General features: G+C 58.4%; 13 protein-coding genes and 1 CRISPR repeat array. Of the genes, 1 reads left to right on the top strand and 12 read right to left on the bottom strand.

Features of this window, described 5'->3' with window-relative positions; translation table 11 throughout:
- Positions 1 to 18: 18 nt before the first annotated feature.
- Entirely contained in the window at positions 19 to 918 is a 900-nt protein-coding gene (locus ACZ9W6_RS16600) for a LysR family transcriptional regulator (protein WP_465192302.1), read from the bottom strand.
- A gap of 136 nt (positions 919 to 1,054) precedes the next feature.
- Between ACZ9W6_RS16600 and ACZ9W6_RS16605 the strand changes: the two genes are divergently transcribed.
- The gene (locus ACZ9W6_RS16605) at positions 1,055 to 1,609 is read left to right on the top strand and encodes a carboxymuconolactone decarboxylase family protein (RefSeq protein ID WP_465192303.1); all 555 of its coding nucleotides are present in this window, start codon (positions 1,055 to 1,057) and stop codon (positions 1,607 to 1,609) included.
- Between the two features lie 153 nt (positions 1,610 to 1,762).
- Positions 1,763 to 5,578: a CRISPR direct-repeat array (repeat unit 28 nt; unit sequence TTTCTGAGCTGCCTGTCCGGCAGTGAAC).
- 181 nt (positions 5,579 to 5,759) lie between these two features.
- On the opposite strand, the gene cas6f is transcribed toward ACZ9W6_RS16605, so the two are convergent.
- From cas6f to ACZ9W6_RS16660, 11 genes are all read right to left on the bottom strand, one after another.
- Positions 5,760 to 6,347 (bottom strand): type I-F CRISPR-associated endoribonuclease Cas6/Csy4, encoded by a 588-nt coding sequence (gene cas6f, locus ACZ9W6_RS16610; protein WP_465192304.1) that lies wholly within the window; start codon positions 6,345 to 6,347, stop codon positions 5,760 to 5,762.
- Between the two features lie 3 nt (positions 6,348 to 6,350).
- The gene (gene csy3, locus ACZ9W6_RS16615) at positions 6,351 to 7,373 is read right to left on the bottom strand and encodes a type I-F CRISPR-associated protein Csy3 (RefSeq protein WP_465192305.1); all 1,023 of its coding nucleotides are present in this window, start codon (positions 7,371 to 7,373) and stop codon (positions 6,351 to 6,353) included.
- Complete coding sequence (gene csy2, locus ACZ9W6_RS16620; RefSeq protein ID WP_465192306.1) at positions 7,370 to 8,356, bottom strand: type I-F CRISPR-associated protein Csy2; 987 nt, start codon at positions 8,354 to 8,356, stop codon at positions 7,370 to 7,372. The genes csy3 and csy2 overlap by 4 nt, the downstream gene beginning before the upstream one ends.
- Positions 8,346 to 9,755 (bottom strand): type I-F CRISPR-associated protein Csy1, encoded by a 1,410-nt coding sequence (csy1, locus tag ACZ9W6_RS16625; protein ID WP_465192307.1) that lies wholly within the window; start codon positions 9,753 to 9,755, stop codon positions 8,346 to 8,348. The genes csy2 and csy1 overlap by 11 nt, the downstream gene beginning before the upstream one ends.
- Before the next feature lie 475 nt (positions 9,756 to 10,230).
- Positions 10,231 to 13,563 carry a type I-F CRISPR-associated helicase Cas3f gene (gene cas3f / locus ACZ9W6_RS16630; RefSeq protein WP_465192308.1) on the bottom strand — a complete coding sequence of 1,111 codons (3,333 nt, stop codon included), beginning with the start codon at positions 13,561 to 13,563 and terminating at the stop codon, positions 10,231 to 10,233.
- Positions 13,560 to 14,534, bottom strand: a complete 975-nt coding sequence (gene cas1f, locus ACZ9W6_RS16635; RefSeq protein WP_465192309.1) for a type I-F CRISPR-associated endonuclease Cas1f — start codon at positions 14,532 to 14,534, stop codon at positions 13,560 to 13,562. The genes cas3f and cas1f overlap by 4 nt, the downstream gene beginning before the upstream one ends.
- Before the next feature lie 135 nt (positions 14,535 to 14,669).
- Positions 14,670 to 15,083: an energy transducer TonB gene (locus tag ACZ9W6_RS16640; protein WP_465192310.1), complete on the bottom strand. Its 414-nt coding sequence runs from the start codon at positions 15,081 to 15,083 to the stop codon at positions 14,670 to 14,672.
- A gap of 531 nt (positions 15,084 to 15,614) precedes the next feature.
- The gene (locus tag ACZ9W6_RS16645) at positions 15,615 to 16,805 is read right to left on the bottom strand and encodes a hypothetical protein (RefSeq protein ID WP_465192311.1); all 1,191 of its coding nucleotides are present in this window, start codon (positions 16,803 to 16,805) and stop codon (positions 15,615 to 15,617) included.
- A 1,179-nt stretch (positions 16,806 to 17,984) separates the two neighbouring features.
- On the bottom strand, positions 17,985 to 19,067 hold the full coding sequence (locus ACZ9W6_RS16650) for a ParB N-terminal domain-containing protein (RefSeq protein ID WP_465192312.1): 1,083 nt from the start codon (positions 19,065 to 19,067) through the stop codon (positions 17,985 to 17,987).
- 22 nt (positions 19,068 to 19,089) lie between these two features.
- Positions 19,090 to 20,217 carry a ParA family protein gene (locus ACZ9W6_RS16655; RefSeq protein ID WP_465192313.1) on the bottom strand — a complete coding sequence of 376 codons (1,128 nt, stop codon included), beginning with the start codon at positions 20,215 to 20,217 and terminating at the stop codon, positions 19,090 to 19,092.
- A gap of 656 nt (positions 20,218 to 20,873) precedes the next feature.
- Positions 20,874 to 21,317 carry a hypothetical protein gene (locus ACZ9W6_RS16660; protein ID WP_465192314.1) on the bottom strand — a complete coding sequence of 148 codons (444 nt, stop codon included), beginning with the start codon at positions 21,315 to 21,317 and terminating at the stop codon, positions 20,874 to 20,876.
- Positions 21,318 to 21,664 lie beyond the last annotated feature (347 nt).

The following is a 21,664-nucleotide window of genomic DNA, read 5'->3' on the forward strand; positions in this document are numbered from 1 at the left end:
TTTCGGCGGCACGGGCCATCAGGCCAGAGACAGACTGTCGTGCAGATGCGCCACCATCAGGTCGATGAAACTGCGCACCCTGGCCGAGCCATACTTGCCTTCGCGATGGACCAGATGAATCGGCAGCGGGGCACTTTCGTAGGCCGGCAGCAAGCGTTGCAAGTCGCCGGCTTGCAGCAGCCCGGCCACCTGATAGGACAGCAGCCGGGTAATGCCCAACCCGGCGCGGGCGGCCTCGATGGCACTGTCGTTGCTGCTGACCAGCAAGCGGGGCTGCAGCCGGACGGCCTCGGCACCGTCCGCCGTATCAAACTTCCACTCCACCGTCGGCGACACACTGGTGGCGGCAATAATGGTATGCGCCCGCAGATCGGCAGGGCAGCCGGGCCGGCCATGCGTGGCCAGATAGTCCGGCGAGGCACAGACCACCCGCCGCACTTCACCCACCTTGATCGCGCGCAGGCTGGAATCCGGCAAGGGGCCGATACGCACGGCCACATCCACCCCCTCTTCCAGCATATTCACCACCCGGTCGAGAAACAGCGCCGACACCGACACCTGCGGATAACGCTGCAAATAGGCCACGATGCCCGGCATCACAAACAGCTTGCCGAACAGCACCGGCGCGGTCACGGTGAGTTGGCCGCGCGGAGCGGCATTGATACCGGCCACCGCTTCGTCGGCCTCATCCACCTCCGCCACAATGCGCCGTGCATCATCCAGATAGCGTTGACCGGCATCCGTTACCCGCACATGCCGGGTGGTGCGCTGAAGCAGCTTGACCCCTAGCCGCGCTTCCAGGCTGGCAATGGCACGCGTGACCGCCGGCGGCGACATGCCCAGGCGACGGGCAGCGGCGGCAAAACTGCCCTCATCCCCCACGGCCACAAACACGGTCATCAAATGTAGTCGGCCCATGCTTCGTTCCTGCAAGTGGAATAATCAATTGCATTATATGGCTATTCTTCTGGCCAGTGAGGTCTGTCACAGTAGGGTCACTGGCACCGCACACGGCGATGCGCAGACATAACCCTCACCCGAGCAGGAGCACAGCATGAATCGCCTCAGCATCCCGACCGTAGAACAATCCCGCCCCGCCAGCCAGTCGCTGTTGGCCGCCGTGCAACAGCAACTGGGCGTGGTGCCCAATCTGATGAAAGTCATCGGCCACAGCCCGGCCGCCCTCGAAGGCTATCTGTCGCTGAACGGTGCGCTGAACAAGGGCAAGCTGCCGGCAGCCCTGCGCGAGCGCGTCGCCCTCGCCGTCGCAGAATACAACGGCTGCGACTACTGCCTGTCGGCCCACAGCTACCTCGGCCAGCATGTCGCCAAACTCTCGATCGACGACATCAACGCCGCCCGCGACCACCACAGTCCCGATGCCCGTACCCATGCCGCGCTGCAGTTTGCTTACCAGGTCGCCAGCCAGCGTGGCCATATCAGCGATACCGAGTTGGCCGCACTGCGGGCAGCCGGTTTTGACGAGGCGGAAACCATCGAGCTGGTACTGCTGGTGGCGCTGAATGTGCTGACCAACTATGTCAACAACGTCGTCCGCACCCCTATCGACTTCCCGCTGGTGACGGCTGGCCAGCAACAGACTGCGTAAAGCGCAAGCCCCCCCCCCCCCCGCCGCGGCCAACGGGCACAAGGACGGGGGATCACAAACGTCCGTTCGCCACGCAGGCAGCGCACAGCGTGGCGAACTCCGTAGTACTACCGCTGGAAAACACCTCCGCTATCAGCACCTTCCCTTTGCGTAAAACCAAGCTGCCTGTCCGGCAGTGAACCGTGAGGGGCTAAGCCCGAAGGGGCAAGACTCTTTCTGAGCTGCCTGTCCGGCAGTGAACGTTTAGGGGTTGGTCTGCATTGCTGCGTCGGTTTTCTGAGCTGCCTGTCCGGCAGTGAACTCCATCAGCAGCTGATGCGCCTCGCGGAGTTGTTTCTGAGCTGCCTGTCCGGCAGTGAACAAAAAGCTGAAATCCTCTATCGACTACGGGCATTTCTGAGCTGCCTGTCCGGCAGTGAACAAAGTTCTCGCGGCGGCCAACCTCCTGCGGCTTTTCTGAGCTGCCTGTCCGGCAGTGAACACATCATCGATGAACCATGCCTTGAGGCTATCTTTCTGAGCTGCCTGTCCGGCAGTGAACGCCCCGATGGTATTAGCTACGTTGGCCCCGATTTTCTGAGCTGCCTGTCCGGCAGTGAACCGATGTGACCTCAGTATCCTGGTGCCCCAACATTTCTGAGCTGCCTGTCCGGCAGTGAACGACAGCCCATACCCAGCCTTTACTGAGCGTCATTTTCTGAGCTGCCTGTCCGGCAGTGAACGCCCCGTTCTGATCGAGGGCGCAAGCTCCAGCTTTCTGAGCTGCCTGTCCGGCAGTGAACCTTTGGGTCCTGGGCGCGCTGACGGCCACTCATTTCTGAGCTGCCTGTCCGGCAGTGAACTTGCTCCGTGCGTGCTTTGGTGATCGCGTTCATTTCTGAGCTGCCTGTCCGGCAGTGAACAGGCTGAAGAGCGGCTGGCGCTGGAAAAATCGTTTCTGAGCTGCCGGTCCGGCAGTGAACGGCCGGAACATCTTTGATGATCGTGCCCTGCTTTTCTGAGCTGCCTGTCCGGCAGTGAACCTTGTTCACGATCTGCCGAACGTGATTATCCATTTCTGAGCTGCCTGTCCGGCAGTGAACTTTTCCCGGTCATTGCATTCATGGTTGGTATCGTTTCTGAGCTGCCTGTCCGGCAGTGAACCTGTCAGCTTTGACGGCATCATGCTCACGCCGTTTCTGAGCTGCCTGTCCGGCAGTGAACAAGACCCGGAACCAATTCCTTTCCCGACCGTTTTTCTGAGCTGCCTGTCCGGCAGTGAACTTAACGATGCGGTTCCTTATCTCGAAAATTTGTTTCTGAGCTGCCTGTCCGGCAGTGAACAATTCTGAACCGGTGCAACGGGCGGGACGGTATTTCTGAGCTGCCTGTCCGGCAGTGAACCCACGCCATGGACGGTACAGTTAGCCCATATTTTTCTGAGCTGCCTGTCCGGCAGTGAACTCGTGCCAGCCAGCCTGCTGGCCGCTTACTTCTTTCTGAGCTGCCTGTCCGGCAGTGAACGATCCGGAAACCGGCGAATTCCCGCTTGATGATTTCTGAGCTGCCTGTCCGGCAGTGAACTTTTTGACTCAAGATTTGGCGGTATTGCTGCTTTTCTGAGCTGCCTGTCCGGCAGTGAACCTAAGTCTTTGACTCTTGGCAGCCAGGCAAAATTTCTGAGCTGCCTGTCCGGCAGTGAACGGTTCCGTTAAGCGGAACTGGAAGGTGCGCGATTTCTGAGCTGCCTGTCCGGCAGTGAACCACCCTCAACGCCGCTTTGCGCAGCACCTCCTTTTCTGAGCTGCCTGTCCGGCAGTGAACCGGGATCTGACTCCCGCTTGCCATCGCACGAATTTCTGAGCTGCCTGTCCGGCAGTGAACAAGCCACCAAACACGCCATGCGAATTTGTATGTTTCTGAGCTGCCTGTCCGGCAGTGAACGGCCAACCTTCTCGCCTCCGCCTGCCTGTCACTTTCTGAGCTGCCTGTCCGGCAGTGAACTTTCGGGGTCAAAGGTCGGAAGCTCAAACGGTTTTCTGAGCTGCCTGTCCGGCAGTGAACCTTTTGTTCCTGCCGGTCTTGGCCTTCTTGGTTTTCTGAGCTGCCTGTCCGGCAGTGAACTAGTAGGTGGATTTACAGGAGGAGCCGGATCATTTCTGAGCTGCCTGTCCGGCAGTGAACGTCGCTACGGCGATGACGTCAAACGCATCAAGTTTCTGAGCTGCCTGTCCGGCAGTGAACTTGACCTGGCTGGCGCTATTTCTGTGGGGCAATTTCTGAGCTGCCTGTCCGGCAGTGAACTAGGCGGATTAGGATCAGGTGGGAATGCATTAGTTTCTGAGCTGCCTGTCCGGCAGTGAACGTTGTGATACTGCACGCGGCTAATGATCTTCTTTTCTGAGCTGCCTGTCCGGCAGTGAACGCGTGCCGGTGTCGGGAGGCGTGCCGGTATCTTTTCTGAGCTGCCTGTCCGGCAGTGAACATGTGCACGCTCCTTTCGGCACTGATCCCCGCTTTCTGAGCTGCCTGTCCGGCAGTGAACTTAGTTGGGGGCTTAGGCTGAGTCGGACTTTCATTTCTGAGCTGCCTGTCCGGCAGTGAAGGTCGCGGATGTTGCCATTTATCGCACCGACGATTTCTGAGCTGCCTGTCCGGCAGTGAACATACGCTTTGCAATGTGCGCAGCCTGCTTGATTTTCTGAGCTGCCTGTCCGGCAGTGAACTGGCGTGAGTTGCGCCGCCTGACTCCTGATCATTTCTGAGCTGCCTGTCCGGCAGTGAACCAAGCCTGTAACCGAAGTCCCGTCCTGGTACTTTTCTGAGCTGCCTGTCCGGCAGTGAACGCTAATGGTGCGTATCAAGGGGCTTGAGCAGTTTTCTGAGCTGCCTGTCCGGCAGTGAACACGACCCCCGGCACTGGCACGACTCCCGGTACTTTTCTGAGCTGCCTGTCCGGCAGTGAACAAAATCTGGAACAGTCCAATCGCCAACCGTCGGTTTCTGAGCTGCCTGTCCGGCAGTGAACGACTGAATGCAGCCGGTCAATTGCGGGAACGTTTTCTGAGCTGCCTGTCCGGCAGTGAACGGGACGATGGGCGCTGGTGCAGTCGGCGGCATTTTCTGAGCTGCCTGTCCGGCAGTGAACAAGAGAACCAACCGTTCTCATCTCATCCCTACATTTCTGAGCTGCCTGTCCGGCAGTGAACACTCGCCGGTCAAAAGGTCCGAAGGTGAGGTCTTTCTGAGCTGCCTGTCCGGCAGTGAACTCAGTCACCTCAGCAGGAGCGTTTCGGTTCATTTTCTGAGCTGCCTGTCCGGCAGTGAACCTGACCAAGCGACTCTTTAAAAATCTGGTATTTTTCTGAGCTGCCTGTCCGGCAGTGAACACGGGCACACCGTTATCGGTTGGCTCGTCAAATTTCTGAGCTGCCTGTCCGGCAGTGAACTTACGCCGTAATGGCACCGAAGTCCCCAAGAATTTCTGAGCTGCCTGTCCGGCAGTGAACGAGGCGGGGCGGCCGCGCGCCAAGACGCGGCTTTTCTGAGCTGCCTGTCCGGCAGTGAACGGAAAAGCAAAGCCGCCAAGCGGAGCGCGGCATTTCTGAGCTGCCTGTCCGGCAGTGAACGACATCATGCGCCGCTGCCAGGGCAAAATCATTTTCTGAGCTGCCTGTCCGGCAGTGAACGGCCACTGGCAGCACCCGGGCATCCCCGACTTTTTCTGAGCTGCCTGTCCGGCAGTGAACGAGATTGCGCTGATGGAAGCCAGCGGCGATGCTTTCTGAGCTGCCTGTCCGGCAGTGAACGGCAATGCAACCGTGACTTTTGCGGTTGATGATTTCTGAGCTGCCTGTCCGGCAGTGAACTTGTCCCAAGTACCGCGTGGATCAGTACCGAAATTTCTGAGCTGCCTGTCCGGCAGTGAACTAAAGCGGTACTCAGCCGCGCCCCTCTCGTCGTTTCTGAGCTGCCTGTCCGGCAGTGAACTAGCGGCCTTCCGGCTGCGCGCCTTGACTGGCAAGGCGTGCAGCGATTTTACCGCTAAAAACCCTTTTTTCGCACCCTGTTCTAAGTCTCTGATTTTTAAAGATCAGCATTACCCCGCCCAAAAAAGGGTTGCGGCCAACTTTGCGCGCCTGCTTGCAAGGTTGGCCGCAAGCTTTTGCCCTTAAAACGCCGGCAAGGTGGCGGTCTGGCTCAGGGCGTAGGCGTTGAATTCGCCGTCGGCCGCGACACTTGCCGCTTGCTGCGCGATGAAGAGCAGAAAGCGTTGGCCGCTGCTTTGGCTGCTCAGCGTCAGGTAGGGCAAATCCAGCCATTTGGCCTTGTCGTCGGGGATCAGCCGCCGCGCCTCGGCTTCGCTCACGCCTTTGCGCCGCATCAGCCGCTCGCGCTCCTTGGCCGGATTGCTCTTGGCCTGTTTGCGCTGCACGCGGACAAGGTTGGCCGCAGCCGGCACCGGCAGGATGTGGCCCAGCGTGACGTGGTCGCGCATGCCGGCCAGCCAGTTGGCGGCCATCAGGCTATCGAGCGCGGCGGCGCTGCCGTGCAGGCGCAGGGTGTCGCCCAGCGTGGGCGGCACGGTTTTGCCTTTGTCGGTTTGGCTCGCCAGCGCATAGCCGGGGAAGCTTGCGCCGATGTCGCTGCGCTGCTGCACGGCCAGCACGCGGTGCAGCTTGGCGTACAGCGCGCCCAGCAATAGCGACAGGGCGAATTCCGGGTCCGGCCTCAGGCGGATGTCCAGATAGTGGTCCATGATTTAGCCCGCCTCACCGAAGACGCCGCCGCGAATCAGGGTGGCGATGACGAAGTGCTGCTGTTCGGCGGCCGGTACCACATCTTTCAGCACCCAGTTGTCCAGCAGGGTGTAGAAGTCGAGCTTCTGCTTGGGCTGGCGGTAAGCGCGGCCCTGGGTGGTGACGGAGCCGTAGGGTTCGATGGCGATGGGGCCGTTGCTGTCGGCCTCGTCGTACCAGGTGTCGATGGTGCGGATGGCGTTGCCGACTTTTTGCGAGTGGATGGCGGCGATTTCGCTGTCCTTCTGCTTCACCGCGTACAAGGTCTTGCTCTTGTCGCCACGGCCACGGTCGAGGATCAGCTCCTGGCTCGGGAACACTTCCTGCCCGCCACCGATGCGTACAAAGGCGGTGATCTGCAGCAGCACATGCGCCTTGCCGGCGAGGCCGTCTTCGATCAGCGCGCCCAGCTCGGTGATATTGCCGCCAGTGGCCAGCTCGTTCAGGCTCAGCGCCAGTGCGTCAAAGGTCCAGCCCTGCACCGCCTTGCCGTCTTGCAGCTGGGTAACGTGGACTTCCACCTGTTCGGCACCGGCACGGTTGCGCCACAGATAGCGGCCATTGGCCAGGTTGGCCGCATAGCGTTGCGCCAGCTCGCCAAAGCCGTGCGCCTCGCGGTAGGCGGCGACGGTATCCAGCAGTTTGGCGCGGTAATCAGCCTTGTTGCAGGCGGATGGCTCGCCCACGCCGGCCAGCACGCGCAGGGTGAAGCGCACTTTCAGGGTGTCGGCATCGTGCGGCAGCGTGGCCACGTCTACCGTTTGCAGATTGGGGTTTTCAATCGCGGCGTCGAGCTTGGCCGGGTCCTGGTCTTTGGTTTTCAGACGGTTGGAGATGGTGCCACGCACCGATTTTTCGCGTACTTCGATATGCGGCCAACCTTCGCTCACTTTTCGATCGGCCCAGTTACCGGCAAAAAACAGCGCGTCGGACGGGTCCAGCTTGCGTTCAAAGGCGAGGACGGAGGCGTTTTCCAGTTTGCTCATGCTGTTACTCCTGTAGTGTCGTGTTCGGTCTGGCTTGCGGCCTGGTAGTCATTGCGGCAGCGGTAAACGCCGCTGTCCGGGTCAAAATCGGGATACCACAACAGTTCAAAAACATCGTTCAATCGGTGTGGGCTGCGCCACTCACCCAGCGAGTACACGCTTTCCACAAAACGGAAGGGCGTGCTGTCATCACGAGCATTGGCTACGCTGCCTGCGGGGTGAATGTCTGATAGCGCGCCGTAGCCCACCGGAATTGGCACGATCCAGCCCTCGCCCTGCTGGCGCGAGTGCTGCCAGACGGTATCGCCCTTGTCGTCGGTGACGGGGAAGTGATTAAGACGAGACTTGTCCAGCCAGGCATCCAGCAAGGTGGCGTCGGGATTGTCCTGTTGCAGTTTGACGTGATGGCTGTGCAGCAGGTCGTCACGCGAGAGCAGCGCAAAGCCCGGCAGCCACTGGCGGCACAGCTGGCGGAATTGTTTTGCGCGGTCACCGCCTTCGCCCAGCGCCTGAAGCGTGGGTTTGAGGCGGCTGGCGGGCTGGCCGGTTTGCGGTATCACGCTGCCACCGCCGATGCGCAGGGTGGCGACAATGTTGGCGATGTTGGCCGCAAGCTCGTCGCGTTTCGCTTCGTTTTCCGTCAGCGCATCCCCCGCCACGCCAAATACAAGGGTGATGTCAAGGTGAATGCGACCTTCTTCGACAATGGCGGCGGTGCTGCCGTCTTTCTCTATCGGGTTGCGCGTCAGGTTGAAACGCTGCACGTAGTCGCCGCTGGTTTGCGCCTGATAGCCGTGGCAGATCACGCCCACACCGTAAAATTCCAGCTCAATTTTGCCTGCCAGCTTGCGTTCCAGTGCGGTCATCAGGCCGCTAAACGCGCTCATGGCGGGTGCGCCCCAGGTATGCTGGCTGGAAATGGCATTGGCGTTTTGCACGCGCAGATGCGGCAGGGTTAGCAGGCCGGTGATGTTAGTCAGCATCGTTGCCCCCTTTCAGAGCCTGAACTTGATCCAGCGCGATCAGCGTGCGCTGTTGTTCATCTTGCAAAATTTGCCACTCCCGATCACCGGCCAGCTCGCGTGCCCAGTAGCGAAATTCTGCATCATTGACCGGCAGTGTCTTGTCCAGCTTGCTGTTGAGCCAGCGGGCAAAGCGTTCCGCAACTTGCAAGGGCCAGTCTTGCCACTGCCATGTCTTGTTGAAGTCTTCCTCTTCGGCAGCGCGCCACGGGTCTAGCCAGCATTGCTCTTCAATGGGCAGCTTGCAGTCGGCGTGCGCTGTCCAGCCTGCCGGCAGGTTGTTGATGATCTCGGCGGAGTACAAAACCAGCTCGTCGAAAATCTGGTCTTGCAGTTTTTTGCGGTGATCGCGGATATGGACATTGTTTGGGGAGTGGTCTTCTTCTCCCTCTTTAGGTGCCTTGTAGTGCTTTTGCAGCCAGGTGCGCAGCTCACGCAGCAGACGCTGTATTTCGCGGCGACGGCCAAAGCGATTGAAGGCGCTGTCGGTGTGGTACAGCGGGGTCAGCTCGCTGCTTTCCCATATTGGCGGCAAGGAAGCCAACAGGTAGTTGCTGCCCTTGCGTTCGGAATTCAGCTGGGAAATGTTCTGCGGCTTGGTGCCGCCTTTTTTCTCTTCAGCCAAGTGCGGGTAGTCGCTGTAACCCTGCGGATGACTGACCCCGTCACGCTTCGCCTGCCGCGCGGCTTTGGCCTCTTCGCCAAAGCGGTGCTGCTGGATGGTCTGGTACACGTGATGGGAGAAGGCACTGGCGTACAGCGGGGACAGCAGATGGTAATGGCTGTCGTCGTGCGGATTGGGCAGCTCGTCGGCATCGGGGCTGACCAGCCAGTACAGCTGTTTGGCACGGGTGTGGCTGGCTGGGCCGCCGTTGGGTTCGGTGATGCTGACAAAGGCAGCGCGCAATGTTTGTGCCTGCTCTGTGTCATCGCTCAACGCAGCCAAGGCATCGGCATCGCCTGCTTGCAGCAGGCTGAGCAAAGTTTGGCCGTCGTGTTCCAGCTTGAGGAATTTGTACACATCCAGCGCAGCTGCATTGCCGACGACATCGCTGGCGGACAAGAGGGGAAGGCAGTGGCTGCCAACGACATCCCGGCTTGGCAAACTGCTTGCCGGGGCAAACAGGCTGCTACCCTTGGCATCCGGATGGATGGCCTTGAGCGTGTGGGTGACCATTTGCAGTTGACCCACCCGGCGGGCCGCGTCAAGTAGCCAGGCGGCTGGCTGGTATTGGGCTTTCAGGCCGTCGCGCTTGGCGTCGTCTTCGGCCAGTTTGTCGAGCTTGTCAGACAGTCGCTGGAGGATAAAACCTTCAATTTCAGAGCGTATTCGTATAGCCCTTGGCGAAAGGGTACTCATGATTGACCTTTTCTCGGTTTTGTTCGCGTGGCATCAAAACAAGGGATCAGCTACACTCACAAGCTGCATAAGCAGGATGAGCGTGCGCTGATCGCTTGCGCTGTTTGGGCTGAGACTCTTCTGATCAAATGGTTGCTAGTCATCATGTCCTCCTTCCTGCTTGCATCAGGCCCTGCAAATGGGCTGTCCCGAGGAGCAATCGAGACGTGTAGTTTTCAATGTGACCATGAGGGTGCGGACACACCCTCATGGCCAACTTGATGCCAGCATAATCCCTCCCCCAAACCAAAGTCAATCCATTAGAGACTTAGATTCATAATCTTATATGTAATTAGCTTCGGTAGACACCTCCAAGCTGCTAAAATCAATCTACTACCGGTTTTGGTAGCTCAGAAAATTAGCGACTCGGATTCGAAATGTGTCGCTCCTCACTGCCGGACAGGCAGCACGGCCAACCCTGCAAGGTTGGCCGCATTCATTTTTTCTTGCTGAACCCCAATGCCGGATGAAACCACCAGCCTTGCGTACTGGCGGGCAGCGTTACCGTGCCGAAGCGGCGGGCGCATTGCACCAGCGGCATATCCAGCTCTGCGGCCAGGGTTTGCAGGGCGCTAAGGTAATCGGTTTCCGCCCACGCGGTGATGCCCTGGCTTTGCAAGTCGCTATCGGCAATGCGGTGATGCAGGCTGCTGTCTACCAGCAGCACTTTCTTGGTGAAACGCCGCTCGCCGTCCACCAGTTTGATCAGGGCGAAGTCGTCTTCGTCTTCGTTGGGCAATAACAGCACGTCCACGTCTTCGCTCAAATCCAGCCGGAACGGGTGCTTGCGTTGCAGCAAAGCACCGAGCATCGAAGCAGGTTGCTTCCAGCAATTGCCGGCATGGATTGGCGGCGATGGTGGCGCTTTGCCGGCGCGGGTCTTTGCGGGCTGCTGGCCATTGTCGCCAGACATTTTCATGCGCAGCCGCGCGTGTTCCAGATCGACCAGGCTGGTTTTTTGGTGCAGCTTTTCCCGCGTCAGCAAGCGCGGGCGAGCGTCGAGATGGCGGTATTCTTCGGGCTGCAGGATCTGGTGCAGGTTGTGTTCAGCCAGACAGAAATTGCCATCGTGCTCGTCTTCAAAACCGGGTCGCAGATAAGCCGGTTTGCCGGGCCGGGTCAGGCTGCGAATGTTTCTTTCCAGAATCAGCACATTCACTTTGTCCCACGCCTGTGGCCGATGGCGGCGTACGCGTCCGGCCAGCTGGATCAGCGAGCGCATGGAGGATGGCTCGGCGATGGCCCATGAATAATCGTGGTCGCGCCCCACTTCGGTGACGGGGCTGCCGAGCACGATGAAGATTTGCTCCGGCTCTGGATGGGCATCCAGCCGTTGGCGGATGTCGGGCAGGCTGAAGACGGCTTCCGGCGTGGTGCGGTCCAGCGCCGCGTCCAGCCGCCGTTCTATGGCGGAGCGCAGCAGCAGCGGGTATTGCGAGTGATAAACGCACAGGTGGATGCGTACGCCGTCCGGCGCGCCCTGCCGGTAGAGGGCTTGGGCCAGCTGGTATAGCGGGCCGATATTGGCCAGCCGGATCAAGCCAAAGCTGACGCGCTTGCCGCTGGCGGGGTCGGTTTCCGCGTTGTCGCGGTGCAGGCGCAGGGCGGCGTCGCGCAGAAGGATGGCCAACGGGTCGTACAGGTCGCGCTCGTCGCGCGGGATGCCAGTGAGCGGCAGCAGTTCGGCACTGCGGCGCACCGGCTGGCTGGCGAGCCAGGCATGGCGACGGCTGGCAAATTGCTGATGCGCCTGGGCAAAGGCGGCGCTGTCAGCGCAATCGGCGGCGCTGGCAGTGCGCTCGTCCAGCCAGGCGCAGCTGATATTCAATGGCAGGCCGGGTTGGCCGCGATTGTGCTGGTAATGTTGTCGTCCGGCCAGATAGGCATCAAACAGCCCGCCCACCAGTGCGGGCGGCAGCGTGGCGGAGGATAGCAACACGCGGCTGCCGAGCAGGCCGGCCCAGTAGACAAGGCGGGTGAGCGCGGGCAGATCGTTGACGTCAAATTCGTCTATTTCATCGAAAACTATATCGCTAGACAAAATCCTCAGCATGGGGGCGATTTGCCGCCCGCCGCGTTCGCTCTCCGTAGCGGGGATCAGGTGGTCGATGGTGCAGACCAGCACCGGCGCGGCCAGCATGGCCTGCACCGCGCTGTCTTGCGTCAGACGCACCAGCAGCGGGTGGTCGGGGTTACCGTCAAAACGGACATGGCTGGTTTCGTCCAGCAGGTCTTGCCGCGATGCAGAGCCGGTTTCCTCGGCTTGCGTCTGATAGTGCTCGAACAATTCGCGGCTGGCCACACCGCCCACGCGGATGGCCAGATCGCCATCATCCAGCTTCAGCTTGTCGCGGAAAGCCTGGCCGGTTTGCAGCGTCAGCGTGCGTAGGCCCAGCGCAAAGGCGCAGCGCATGCCAATGGCCGGATCGGACAGGCCGTACATCACTCGCGCATTGCCCAGCGTTTTGCCGCAGCCGGTGGAAGCCATGTTGACGATGAAAGCGCCGTGCTGGCGGGCTTTGTCGCGCAGGCTGCAGGCCAGATCATAGGCTTTGTCCTGCCAGCGGAAGCGTTCGTTCTGGCTGCGTTGTTGCAGGATGCGATGGCGTGCCAGACGTAGCAAGTGTCGCTCGAAGCCGGGGAGGGCGTGGCAGACGGCGGCGCTGTGTTTGGCTACACCCAGCAGGTGCTCGGGCAAAGTCTGGTTGAAGTGGCGTTTGGAATCGACTGTTTGGGTGTTGGCAAAGGCGATATGGTCTTTTTCTGACGCCTTCCAACGCTGTTCGACGATTTGGCTGGAGAAATGATGGTCGGCCAGCATCAGTGCCATGCGCGAGACATGCATCACGTAAGGGTTTTCCAGCCATGATTCGGTCTTGCGCTGCGCCAGTCTGGTGGCCAGTTTGGCAACGTGTTTGCGCCACGCGGCATCATCCACCGGCAAACCGTACGGAAAGCGCCAGTAGGGCTCGGCTTCAGTCTGGTTTGTGCTGTGGAATGGTTGGTTCCACTGACTATCCACCTGTTGCAGCCCTTTTTGCAGTAGGGCGGCATTGAGGGTTTCACTAGCGGGTGGCAAGGGCAGCCGGTGATGGCTGAGCACCAGCCAGCACACGGCGGCGGCCAGCGGCGGCAGAACGCCGTCGGCAAAGGGCTTGTTGTCTTTGGCTTTGACATCTTCGCCATCACGCAGCGCGGCTTGTTTCAGGCGTTTTTTCCAGTTGTCTGTCGTCATCTCTTCCGGCTCTTGCAGCCGCGCCAGCCAGCCGGCGTCGTCATCCTGGCCGACAAAAGCCTGAATCAGCCGCAGCGACACCCATTCGTGGCGGTAAAGGTTGGCCGCATGCGGGCCTTTGCCGCGCAAGCGCGTCTGGAAGGCCTCGCAGGCTTTACCCAGATCGTGAAACAGCGCCGCCAGGGTGGCGACGAGGCGGATGTCTTCGCCGCTCAGCCAGTCGTTTTCGTCGTGATCGCGCAAGATATCGCTCTTGGTCGTATTGGTAGGCACGCTGCCCTGGGCATTGAAGCGGCGCGCATCGCCGACGATCCACAGCAGCTCGCTGTGGTCGCGCCCGCGCAGCCAGTGGCAAGCGACGGCGGTGTTTTTGCGCGCGCTCTTGCGCAGCAGCTTGCGCAAGGTGTCTAGGCCGGCCAGGGTGATCGGCGTCTGCCACACGCGGTCGCCGCGCCGTTCGGCAAACTGGTCGAGGATGCGGCGCGTCTCGGTCAGCGCGCGCTTGTCGCATTGCGAAACCAGCAGGATGTTCATGCCGCCCTCCCCTGCTGTTCGGCAATCGCTTTGAGCTGGTCGATCATGAAATCCAGTGCCTCGCTGCGGGTGAGCTGGCTGATGCAGTGCTGGCGGAAGGTTTGCTCGTCGTCGCCACGCATGGCGCTGAGGAAGGCTTGCGGCAGGATGATGGCGTCTTTGACGAGATCAGCCACGTCGAAAACCAGGCCGCCGCGCCGCGTCTTGCCGTGCAGAATGGCCAAGCCATGCGGCAGGCCAAGCACCCAGGTCGCCGTCGCACCGAGGCCGTAAGCCAGATAGTTGCCGTGATCGAGAAAGCGGTTGGCCGGGTCGGCACCGCTGCCGCGCTTGGCGCGGGTGAACTCGCCATAGCGGGTGGCTTGCGCGGCCAGACGGAACAGCTGCTTGGACAGCCGCGCCTCTTCGGTGAGCAGGCTCATATGATCCGGCGCGTGGTTGATGGCATGAGCGCAAGCCGTCAGCATGGCTTCAAGCTGGGCCGCATCCACCGCAAAACCGGCCTCGCGCAGCTGGCGGCTATCCAGCCAGTGCTGGCGGATGCGGGCCAGCCGCGCCTGTTGCAGCTGTTTGGCTGCGGCCAACCTTTTGCCTTCGTCAAACCAGAATTGCACCCAGCATTGCAGGTATTCGGTGGGGCGATATTCGGACTGCGGCGATTGCCAGGCGATGTCGGTTTCGCGCTCGCCAGCGGTGAACAGCGGCGTGCCACCGCCGCCGCAAAAGCCCACCATCACGCCCGCCTTGGCCAGCTCGCGCATGGCCGCTTGTGTCACCGAGGTGCCGGTGCCCAGCAGCACGGTGGTGGTGTTGGCGATGGGGATGTTCCAGTACAGCGACGCCTTGCCCTGCTCGGTCACGTACTCGACACGGCCGCCATTGACCAGCACGCGGCAGTGTTCGAGGTAGTAAAGATTCGCCCGCTTGGAATGCAGGATGGTTTTGAGATCGCTTGGGGATATGTCTTGCATGGCCGGCTCCGCAAAATGACCGGGGCATGGTAGCGGTTTATGTCGGCAAGATATAGCAGGACATTTACGGCGAAATAGCAGACCGCGCTTTAGCCCGTCCCGGGTAGCGAGAGCATGATTCCGATGTGATGGCCTTCACGGTGTTTGCGTTTTGGTATTTTCTAATTGGAATTTAACTGAAAAGGTATACCGGTATGGTATTGGTTTGCCATGGCGAGTTGCCGGCGTAAAAATCCATGTTTCGACTGTATCGGCAGCCGCTTCGTCCAGACGTGGATAGCCACTGGATTTCACGATATTGAGTTCGGTGACACGCCCCTTTTCGTTGACCTCCACGCGCAAGCCGACTTCGCCTCGTTCATCCAGCCATTTTGATAGCCAAGGGTACGTAATTTTGGCGTTGTTTTCTGCTTTGTTCGGCTGCTGGCTAGCAGTGGATATCGCTTGCGTTACGGCCTGGGGCTGGCTGCTGTCGTCTGCCAGCGTGTACGCGCTTAGCATGAGTTGTGTGATCAAGAGGCTGATGGTGCGTGCGAGTTTCTTATTCATGATGTCTGTTGATGCTTTTCGTTTTGTCCGGTGGACAGTTTGTATTCGAGCATGTGTTTAGTCGTGTTCCGGTGTTTGTCCGAGCGCTGTGCTGACTATTTGCACAGTCCTTGCCTAAGGTCTGTGGTGTTACGCCGTGCGACCCCTTATCCGTAGTGCCCTTATCGACGGCAGAATGGCGCTACTTGGCTGGTCAGGCGGTCTGATGCGCTTCGCTGTCAAGGCTTTGCTGATTACGGCTTTGTTTTGGCAGTACGCGCGGTTTAAGCGTCAGCTAATCAGCTTGTACCGTTCGATTACCGTTTCAGGGCAGCTAATCGCAAACGGGCTTGCAAGCATATACAGTTGAAATCCTTATGTCATTCCGTTGCTGATCTGGCTGCTGCACGATATTGCACGGTAGGCCATTAGCCCATGTGCTTGCCGTGTTTATATGCCCGGTTCAGAAAACACCATCCGTTTTAATTTCTTTTATCTTGGTCTGACGGAGTCAGGATATATAGCCTCCATATTCTGGACTCCCCCCTTTTTTTAGGTGCGTTGCCAGCTGATTTCCGGGTCGGCCAGTGCGGCTTCGGGCACGGTGCAGACCTTGCCGGCTTGTTGGCCACTCAGCACGCGCAAGGCGCAAACCCCGGTGTGGATGCTATCGACCAGATAGTGGATGCCACGGCGGATCAGCTGCCGGCCCAGCCGGCTGTCTCGCGGCTGCGCGAAGCTGACTTGTCGTGCGGAGGGTGGCAAGGCGGCATACAGCCCGTGCCAGCTGCCGAGTAGCTGGCGGCCATTCTCCAGCATCATCACGGCTTGTCCCTTGTCTGCGCAGGCCGCGGCATCCAGCCGCATCAGGCCACCAGCCTGACTGGCCACGCACCAGTCGGGATGCTCGCTGACGTGGCGCAGTACGGCAGCACGCATGCGCTGAATCAATATATCCACGCCTTTACTATCAATCTCTATGTTTTGATAGTCATTATCTTTGTGCGCATAGATCAGCCTACCCTCTTGCTGCTGCAAACGTTCGCCGGCATCGAGTATGCAATCTGCATTGTCGAGTGCGGTGCGCAGCAGGGCGCTGTGTTGGCGGCCGCTGGCCGGGGTGGCTTGTGCCGGTGCTTTGTCGGTTTTGAGATATTTTTGCGGTTTTCTCAAGATGTCTCGAATAACGAGGAAAAGAATTTTTCCGTCGTATCGGGACAAACTGGTCTCGAAATGGCGCAAAACATCCTGAATGCGTGTTGCGGCTTTTTTGGCCTCACTCAGCAAGGCGCGTAATTGTTTTTCGGAAACGCCACGATTGATGAGTTTCAGTAGCTCTGCCGGAAAAGTGCTGCGGCCAACCTTGAAGGTCGGTTTCTTCTCGCGCGGTGTTTCTTTCCAGCGATCTGTCTGTTTGGTCCAATCCAGCTGAATCAGTGCAATCGCCTTTTCAGTGAGGCGGATCGGTAGCTCGCCGGTGACATCTTCGATCAGGCCTTTTTCTTTTAGACTGCGCAGTTTGTTGAACAGTGTCGATCGCTTCACACGGATCTGCATGCCCAGGGTTTTGCGGGCGATGGTGATGGGGGTGCGGAAGTCGCGGTTGTTCAGATAAGTCAGCAATGAGGCAAACAGGGACTTTTCTGTCGGGTCTTGCAGTTGTTCGCAGACCGGTAGTTTGTCGGTCTGCAGGGCAACCAGCAGCAGGGCGAGCTGGTGCGGGTAATTGGCGGAAATGCTCATTTGCATGCTCCAGAAGCACTTCGCCCGTCTGAGCCAGGTTGGCCGAGACGGGCGAAATTTGTTTTTGGGGTACCAAGTAAAAACCCCCGAGGGTTTCTCGGGGGGCTGGGTCTTGCGCTGTCAGTTTGTCTTTTTCTTCTGCCTGGCGGCGCTGTTCGACTAATGCAATTTATTGTCAGGTTTTCAGAAAAGCATAATGGTGGACTGAGGCATGTAACGTTACACGCCACTGAAAAGACTGATTGATCGATGGGCAAACCAGACATGGACAGGCCGCGTGTAACGTTACACACATCAGGAAAATCGATCTGAGTCACAGCAATGGGCTGCTCAGTTGTGACGTCACAACCAGTGTTGATCTGGGGCGCGGAAACGGTCTGCTCAGTTCTTACGTAAGAATTGCCGGCCGACTGGGTGCCGGTTCTTCGTTGCTCAATCAAAACGTTCTTACCAGCAATATTTCTCAGCACGCGTGCTTGCAAGCGGATTTGGTGGGCTGTAAGTACGTACTTACTGGCGCCGGTGTCAGGCAGGCAGAACGCGGCAAGTAAATAGCCATTTACATCAGTTGAGGCGTCTCGTGAACTGACCGCGCAATTATTGCGGGGTTTGGCATGACGCTGTGCAAGCCGCACTATGTCGGGAGTAAGTACGTACTTACTGCTCGCGGCTGACTTGTATGCCATGCCCCCATTGGTTGGGCGCGGGTAGTATTCGGTAAGTACGTACTTACCGCGGCGATCGTGGTCAGCGTAGCAGCATTTGCATTGTGTACCCACGCCAAAAGTGCTTACTGCCAGGCGGAGTTGTGCGACCAAACTTTTGTAACGAGTAAGTACGTACTTACTGCTCGTGGCAACCTGGCATGATGTGATCCCACTTGGTGAGTGTGGATGGCATGCGGTAAGTATGTACTTACCGCGGCAGTCGTGGTCAAGGCCACCACCATGCTGGCATGATGTACTTGCATGGAAAGCGCTTCGCTCCAGAGCAGATTGTGAAGCCACACTTTGGTAAGGAATCAGTATGAGCTGACCCCTTACCAAAGCACGCTGGAATGAATGGGGGATAATCGGATGCGGCTCACCCCCAGTAAGTACGTACTTACTGGGGCGGTGAGCGTTGCCAGTAAGTACGTACTTACCGGCAAAGAGCGGCTTCAGCCTGAGCCTTTGCATGTCAGTCTTGCTCTTCGCTTGCGACAGCATGGGCGGTTTCTGACGGGATATTGCTTTTGAGAAAATCCGTCAGAAACTTTTCCAGTTGTTCGACCAGTAGCGGGGCTACGCCGGCAGGCAGGCTTTCCAGATCTAGCGAAATGGCGCTGTCGGTAGCGCGAACTTTGCCGTAATCCAGAATGCTGCGCGATTCCTTGCGGATTTTCTTGGGGCGATCAAGCTGGCCTTGGTACTCGGAAACAAACTGGCTGAATTTTTTCCAGCTGATCTTGCCGTCACGGATTTTGCCGGCAACATCGGTGACATCGTTGATGTCGGCCTGCTTGTTGAGCAGGGTTTGCAGTTTGTAAGAAAAGTTGTGGGAAAACCGCGATGGCTCGTTGCGGATAATGTCGAGCAAGGGTTCGGGAAAGTCGGCAAAAGCCAGCAGGCCGGAGATGGTGACTTTGTCGACACCCAGTGCGGCAGCCGCTTCGGTCCGGTCTTTGTACCAGTTTTGCCGGAAGGCTTCGCTGAGAGCCATGCCACGATCAAAGTCGGACGTGCCGTTGCGGTCTACGTTGGCCGCATAGGCCATGGCAAAAATCTGCGCTTCGCTCAGGCCGTGGCGGATGGTGGCCTTTATGTCATCCGACAGAAAATGGTCACGAAATGCCTGGTAACGGGTAAAACCGTCCACCATCACATAACGGTTTGGCACAGTCGGATGCGGCACGACGACGACGGGGTGAATTTGGCCGTCAAGTATCGAGGCTTTGCCATGCGCCTGGCGGCGAATGGCGGTTGCCATCTGGTCCACCATGTCGCGCGGGTAAGACTGCCGCTGCGAGATGGTGGGCGGGTCAATTTGCGTCAGTCTGATGATGACGTATTCATCAGCCGGGCTATTGTTTTGATTTTGTACTTTTTCAGAGGGCGCACTCGCCGGCAGCTGGGCCTCATTCGTGCGATTTGTCTGCGCACGTTCCAGCTCGTCACGCGAGATGGGCGCAGTGAGTTTTTGCGGTTTGCCCGCTTGTTGTAGCATCAATCGCCGCATTTCCTCGGGTGAGGGCAGGGTGATTGCGTTTTTTTCGCCGCTCATATCGTGAATCCTTGCTTGCTACTTATTTCTTGCCGGCAATGCGGTGGGAACGTTCGAGTATCTCGTTGACCAGATTCCTGAATTCTTGCAGCACAATCTTGGAAGTCGGCTTGGACAGCGCCAGTGGCGCAGCCTCGATCAGGTTGGACGGAATCTCTTCGCTCTGCGGGATTTTGACCGTGGCCAGATCCTGGCCGTAGTGCTGGAACAGCTTGGCCTGGGCCAGTTGTACGCGACGCAGTCTTTCATTGTAAAAAGTCGGCAACAGCATGACTTCGGGCACTTTGCCAAAGCCGCGCAATTGCTGGCGCAGCGCGGCATACATCAGTGACAAGCCCTTGATCGACAGCTCGTCCATGCGAACCGGCGCAAGCAGCAAGTCGCAGGCCAGCAAGATCGGGCGGATGACCGAGTTGTGGGCGGCTTGCGGCGGGCAGTCAAAGATCACGAAGTCGTATTTGCGGGCGTCGTGAATGGTAAAGTCACGCTTGGTGCTGGCTTCTTGCGGGGTGTCTTCCGGCATCCTGGCGTAGCGCAGCATCAGGTCAACCAGATAGTCACGGTTGGCCGCAATGCCGAAGGCGTTTTCCAGCACCGACAGCGAGGTGTCGGCCGGAATGATGTCGGGGCCGAATTCGGAATAAGGCTGCTTGATCACCTGATGCAGCGGGACATAGGTATTGTTTGACGCCTCGTAAAACGGCGGGATGTCAAAAAGGTTCCCGAAGTGATGCTGGATCAACCTTTCCTCCGGCAAGTTTTCGGCAATGATGTCCTCGCGGGTCAGTTCGGAGTCATAACCGAACATGCTGGTCAGGTTGGCCTGATGGTCGGCATCAATGCCAAGGACGTTGTAGCCATCCAGCTGCAGCATGGTAATGATGTTGCTAGCGATGGTGGATTTGCCAACCCCGCCTTTCTGGGCGTAGACCGCAATGGTGATCGGCCGGCCCAACGGCTTCCACAGACGGGAATCGCGGCGCAGGCGCGACATGGCGTACAGGTCACGAATGGAAAACTGGCGAACCGCCGGCCCGCCATCGGTCTTGCGGGCGACCTGAATGCCGAAGCGCTCTTCGAGTTGTCGCTCGTACGAGGCTACAGCGGTATCGCTGACGCCCAGCGCAGCTGCTACGGATTTTGTCCTCATGACAAACTCGTTTGGATTGTGAGAGTTAAGTTCATTAGCAGCCATGAGAGCCCCAAAGTGTTCATTATTTCCCGCATTATGGCACGGTAGAGTGTTTTTTGGCTAATAGGCCAAACTTTGACCGCAATATTTGCCGCAAAGTTTGGTTTGATTGTGGGGTTTAAGTATAAAAATGGTTGTTTTATGCTTGAAAAAAACCATGTTCTTGATGTGCCTACCGCTATGATTCACGATGTTGATGAAGTGACAGCGTCGCCGCGGCCAGTTGTTTTCTGCTAGCGAGCGTTAGGTGTGCTGCTGATGCCGAGAGGAAAAAAATCGAAACGTTTCCGGAGTTGAGTGCGTCGAACATGAGATTTGCTGACTACGGGCAAAGGAAAATACTATTTTGAGGGTAATTGAAATTGCTGTGGTCCCTGAAATCCACTCAAAATACCCCGTTTTTCGAGGGACCGATCTTTCAGTCAACGCCTCGATGGCGTGGGTGTTTGGTTGTCTGAAGAATGAGTGAACCCCGACCGGAGGCGCAGGCCATGAAGGATATCGCAGCCTATGTGATGGACTGTTATAACGAGTCCATCAATGGAATGACAGGTTGCCGCCCACTGTTTGTGAGCGGCAACCTGTTGCTGTCCAGGAATGCTTGACTACTACATTCATGTGGTTTGGAAGCGATTGATCAGCTGCCAGACAGCATGCTGGATAACCGCTTGCGGTGGTGCATCGAGCATTTTGCATTGCTCGAGGAAGAAGGGCAGCGTGCATCTCCCATCTTCTTCCTGTTCTGGGAATTCGACATCAATCCTGGCATTGCACAGGAAGGGCGCCGGTTTCTCAGTCGACAGACCAAAGCTCTCGAATAGCGCCTCAAGTTGCTTGAATGGCTGACCGGGCGTGGCCGCCATTCCCAATCGGCGAAATTCAGCGACCGGAAACAGACGTCCATCGTCACTACGCATCCCATCGAAATACAAAGCAATGGCTTTATGTAGTGCAGCCTGCAGGCTCAACTTCCGTTGGGCGCAGTAGTCGTGCAGTTTTGCCAGCGAAACAGCCTGATGTCCATCTTCGCTGGGATAGGCAAAGCTTGCGATTGGCATGGCACGGTTCCCGAGAGAATGTGCTTGCATGGTACGTCAAGCTCGCCGGTTGTCCAGATGTCCCATGCTGGCCTCCAGTCTGGTTGAGCGGCATGGCTCGTTGAGATCGACACCAATGAAATCGGCTTAGAAACAGTCCCGCGCCGAGCGCGGGAACGGACTGATGGCATCGGTCAGGCCTGTCTAGGGCAGCTGGAAATCAGTAACAGGGGAAAACCATTTCGCAGGATCACGGCGAAGACAGCCCAGGCGCAAGGTGCAGTGGGGCTTAGGTCAATCGCTAGGGGGTAGGAACGTTGCCGGTGGCAACAAGGCATGGCCGCAAGGCGGCATCAAGCAGCCACACG

Source organism: Vogesella lacus (genome assembly GCF_979366295.1).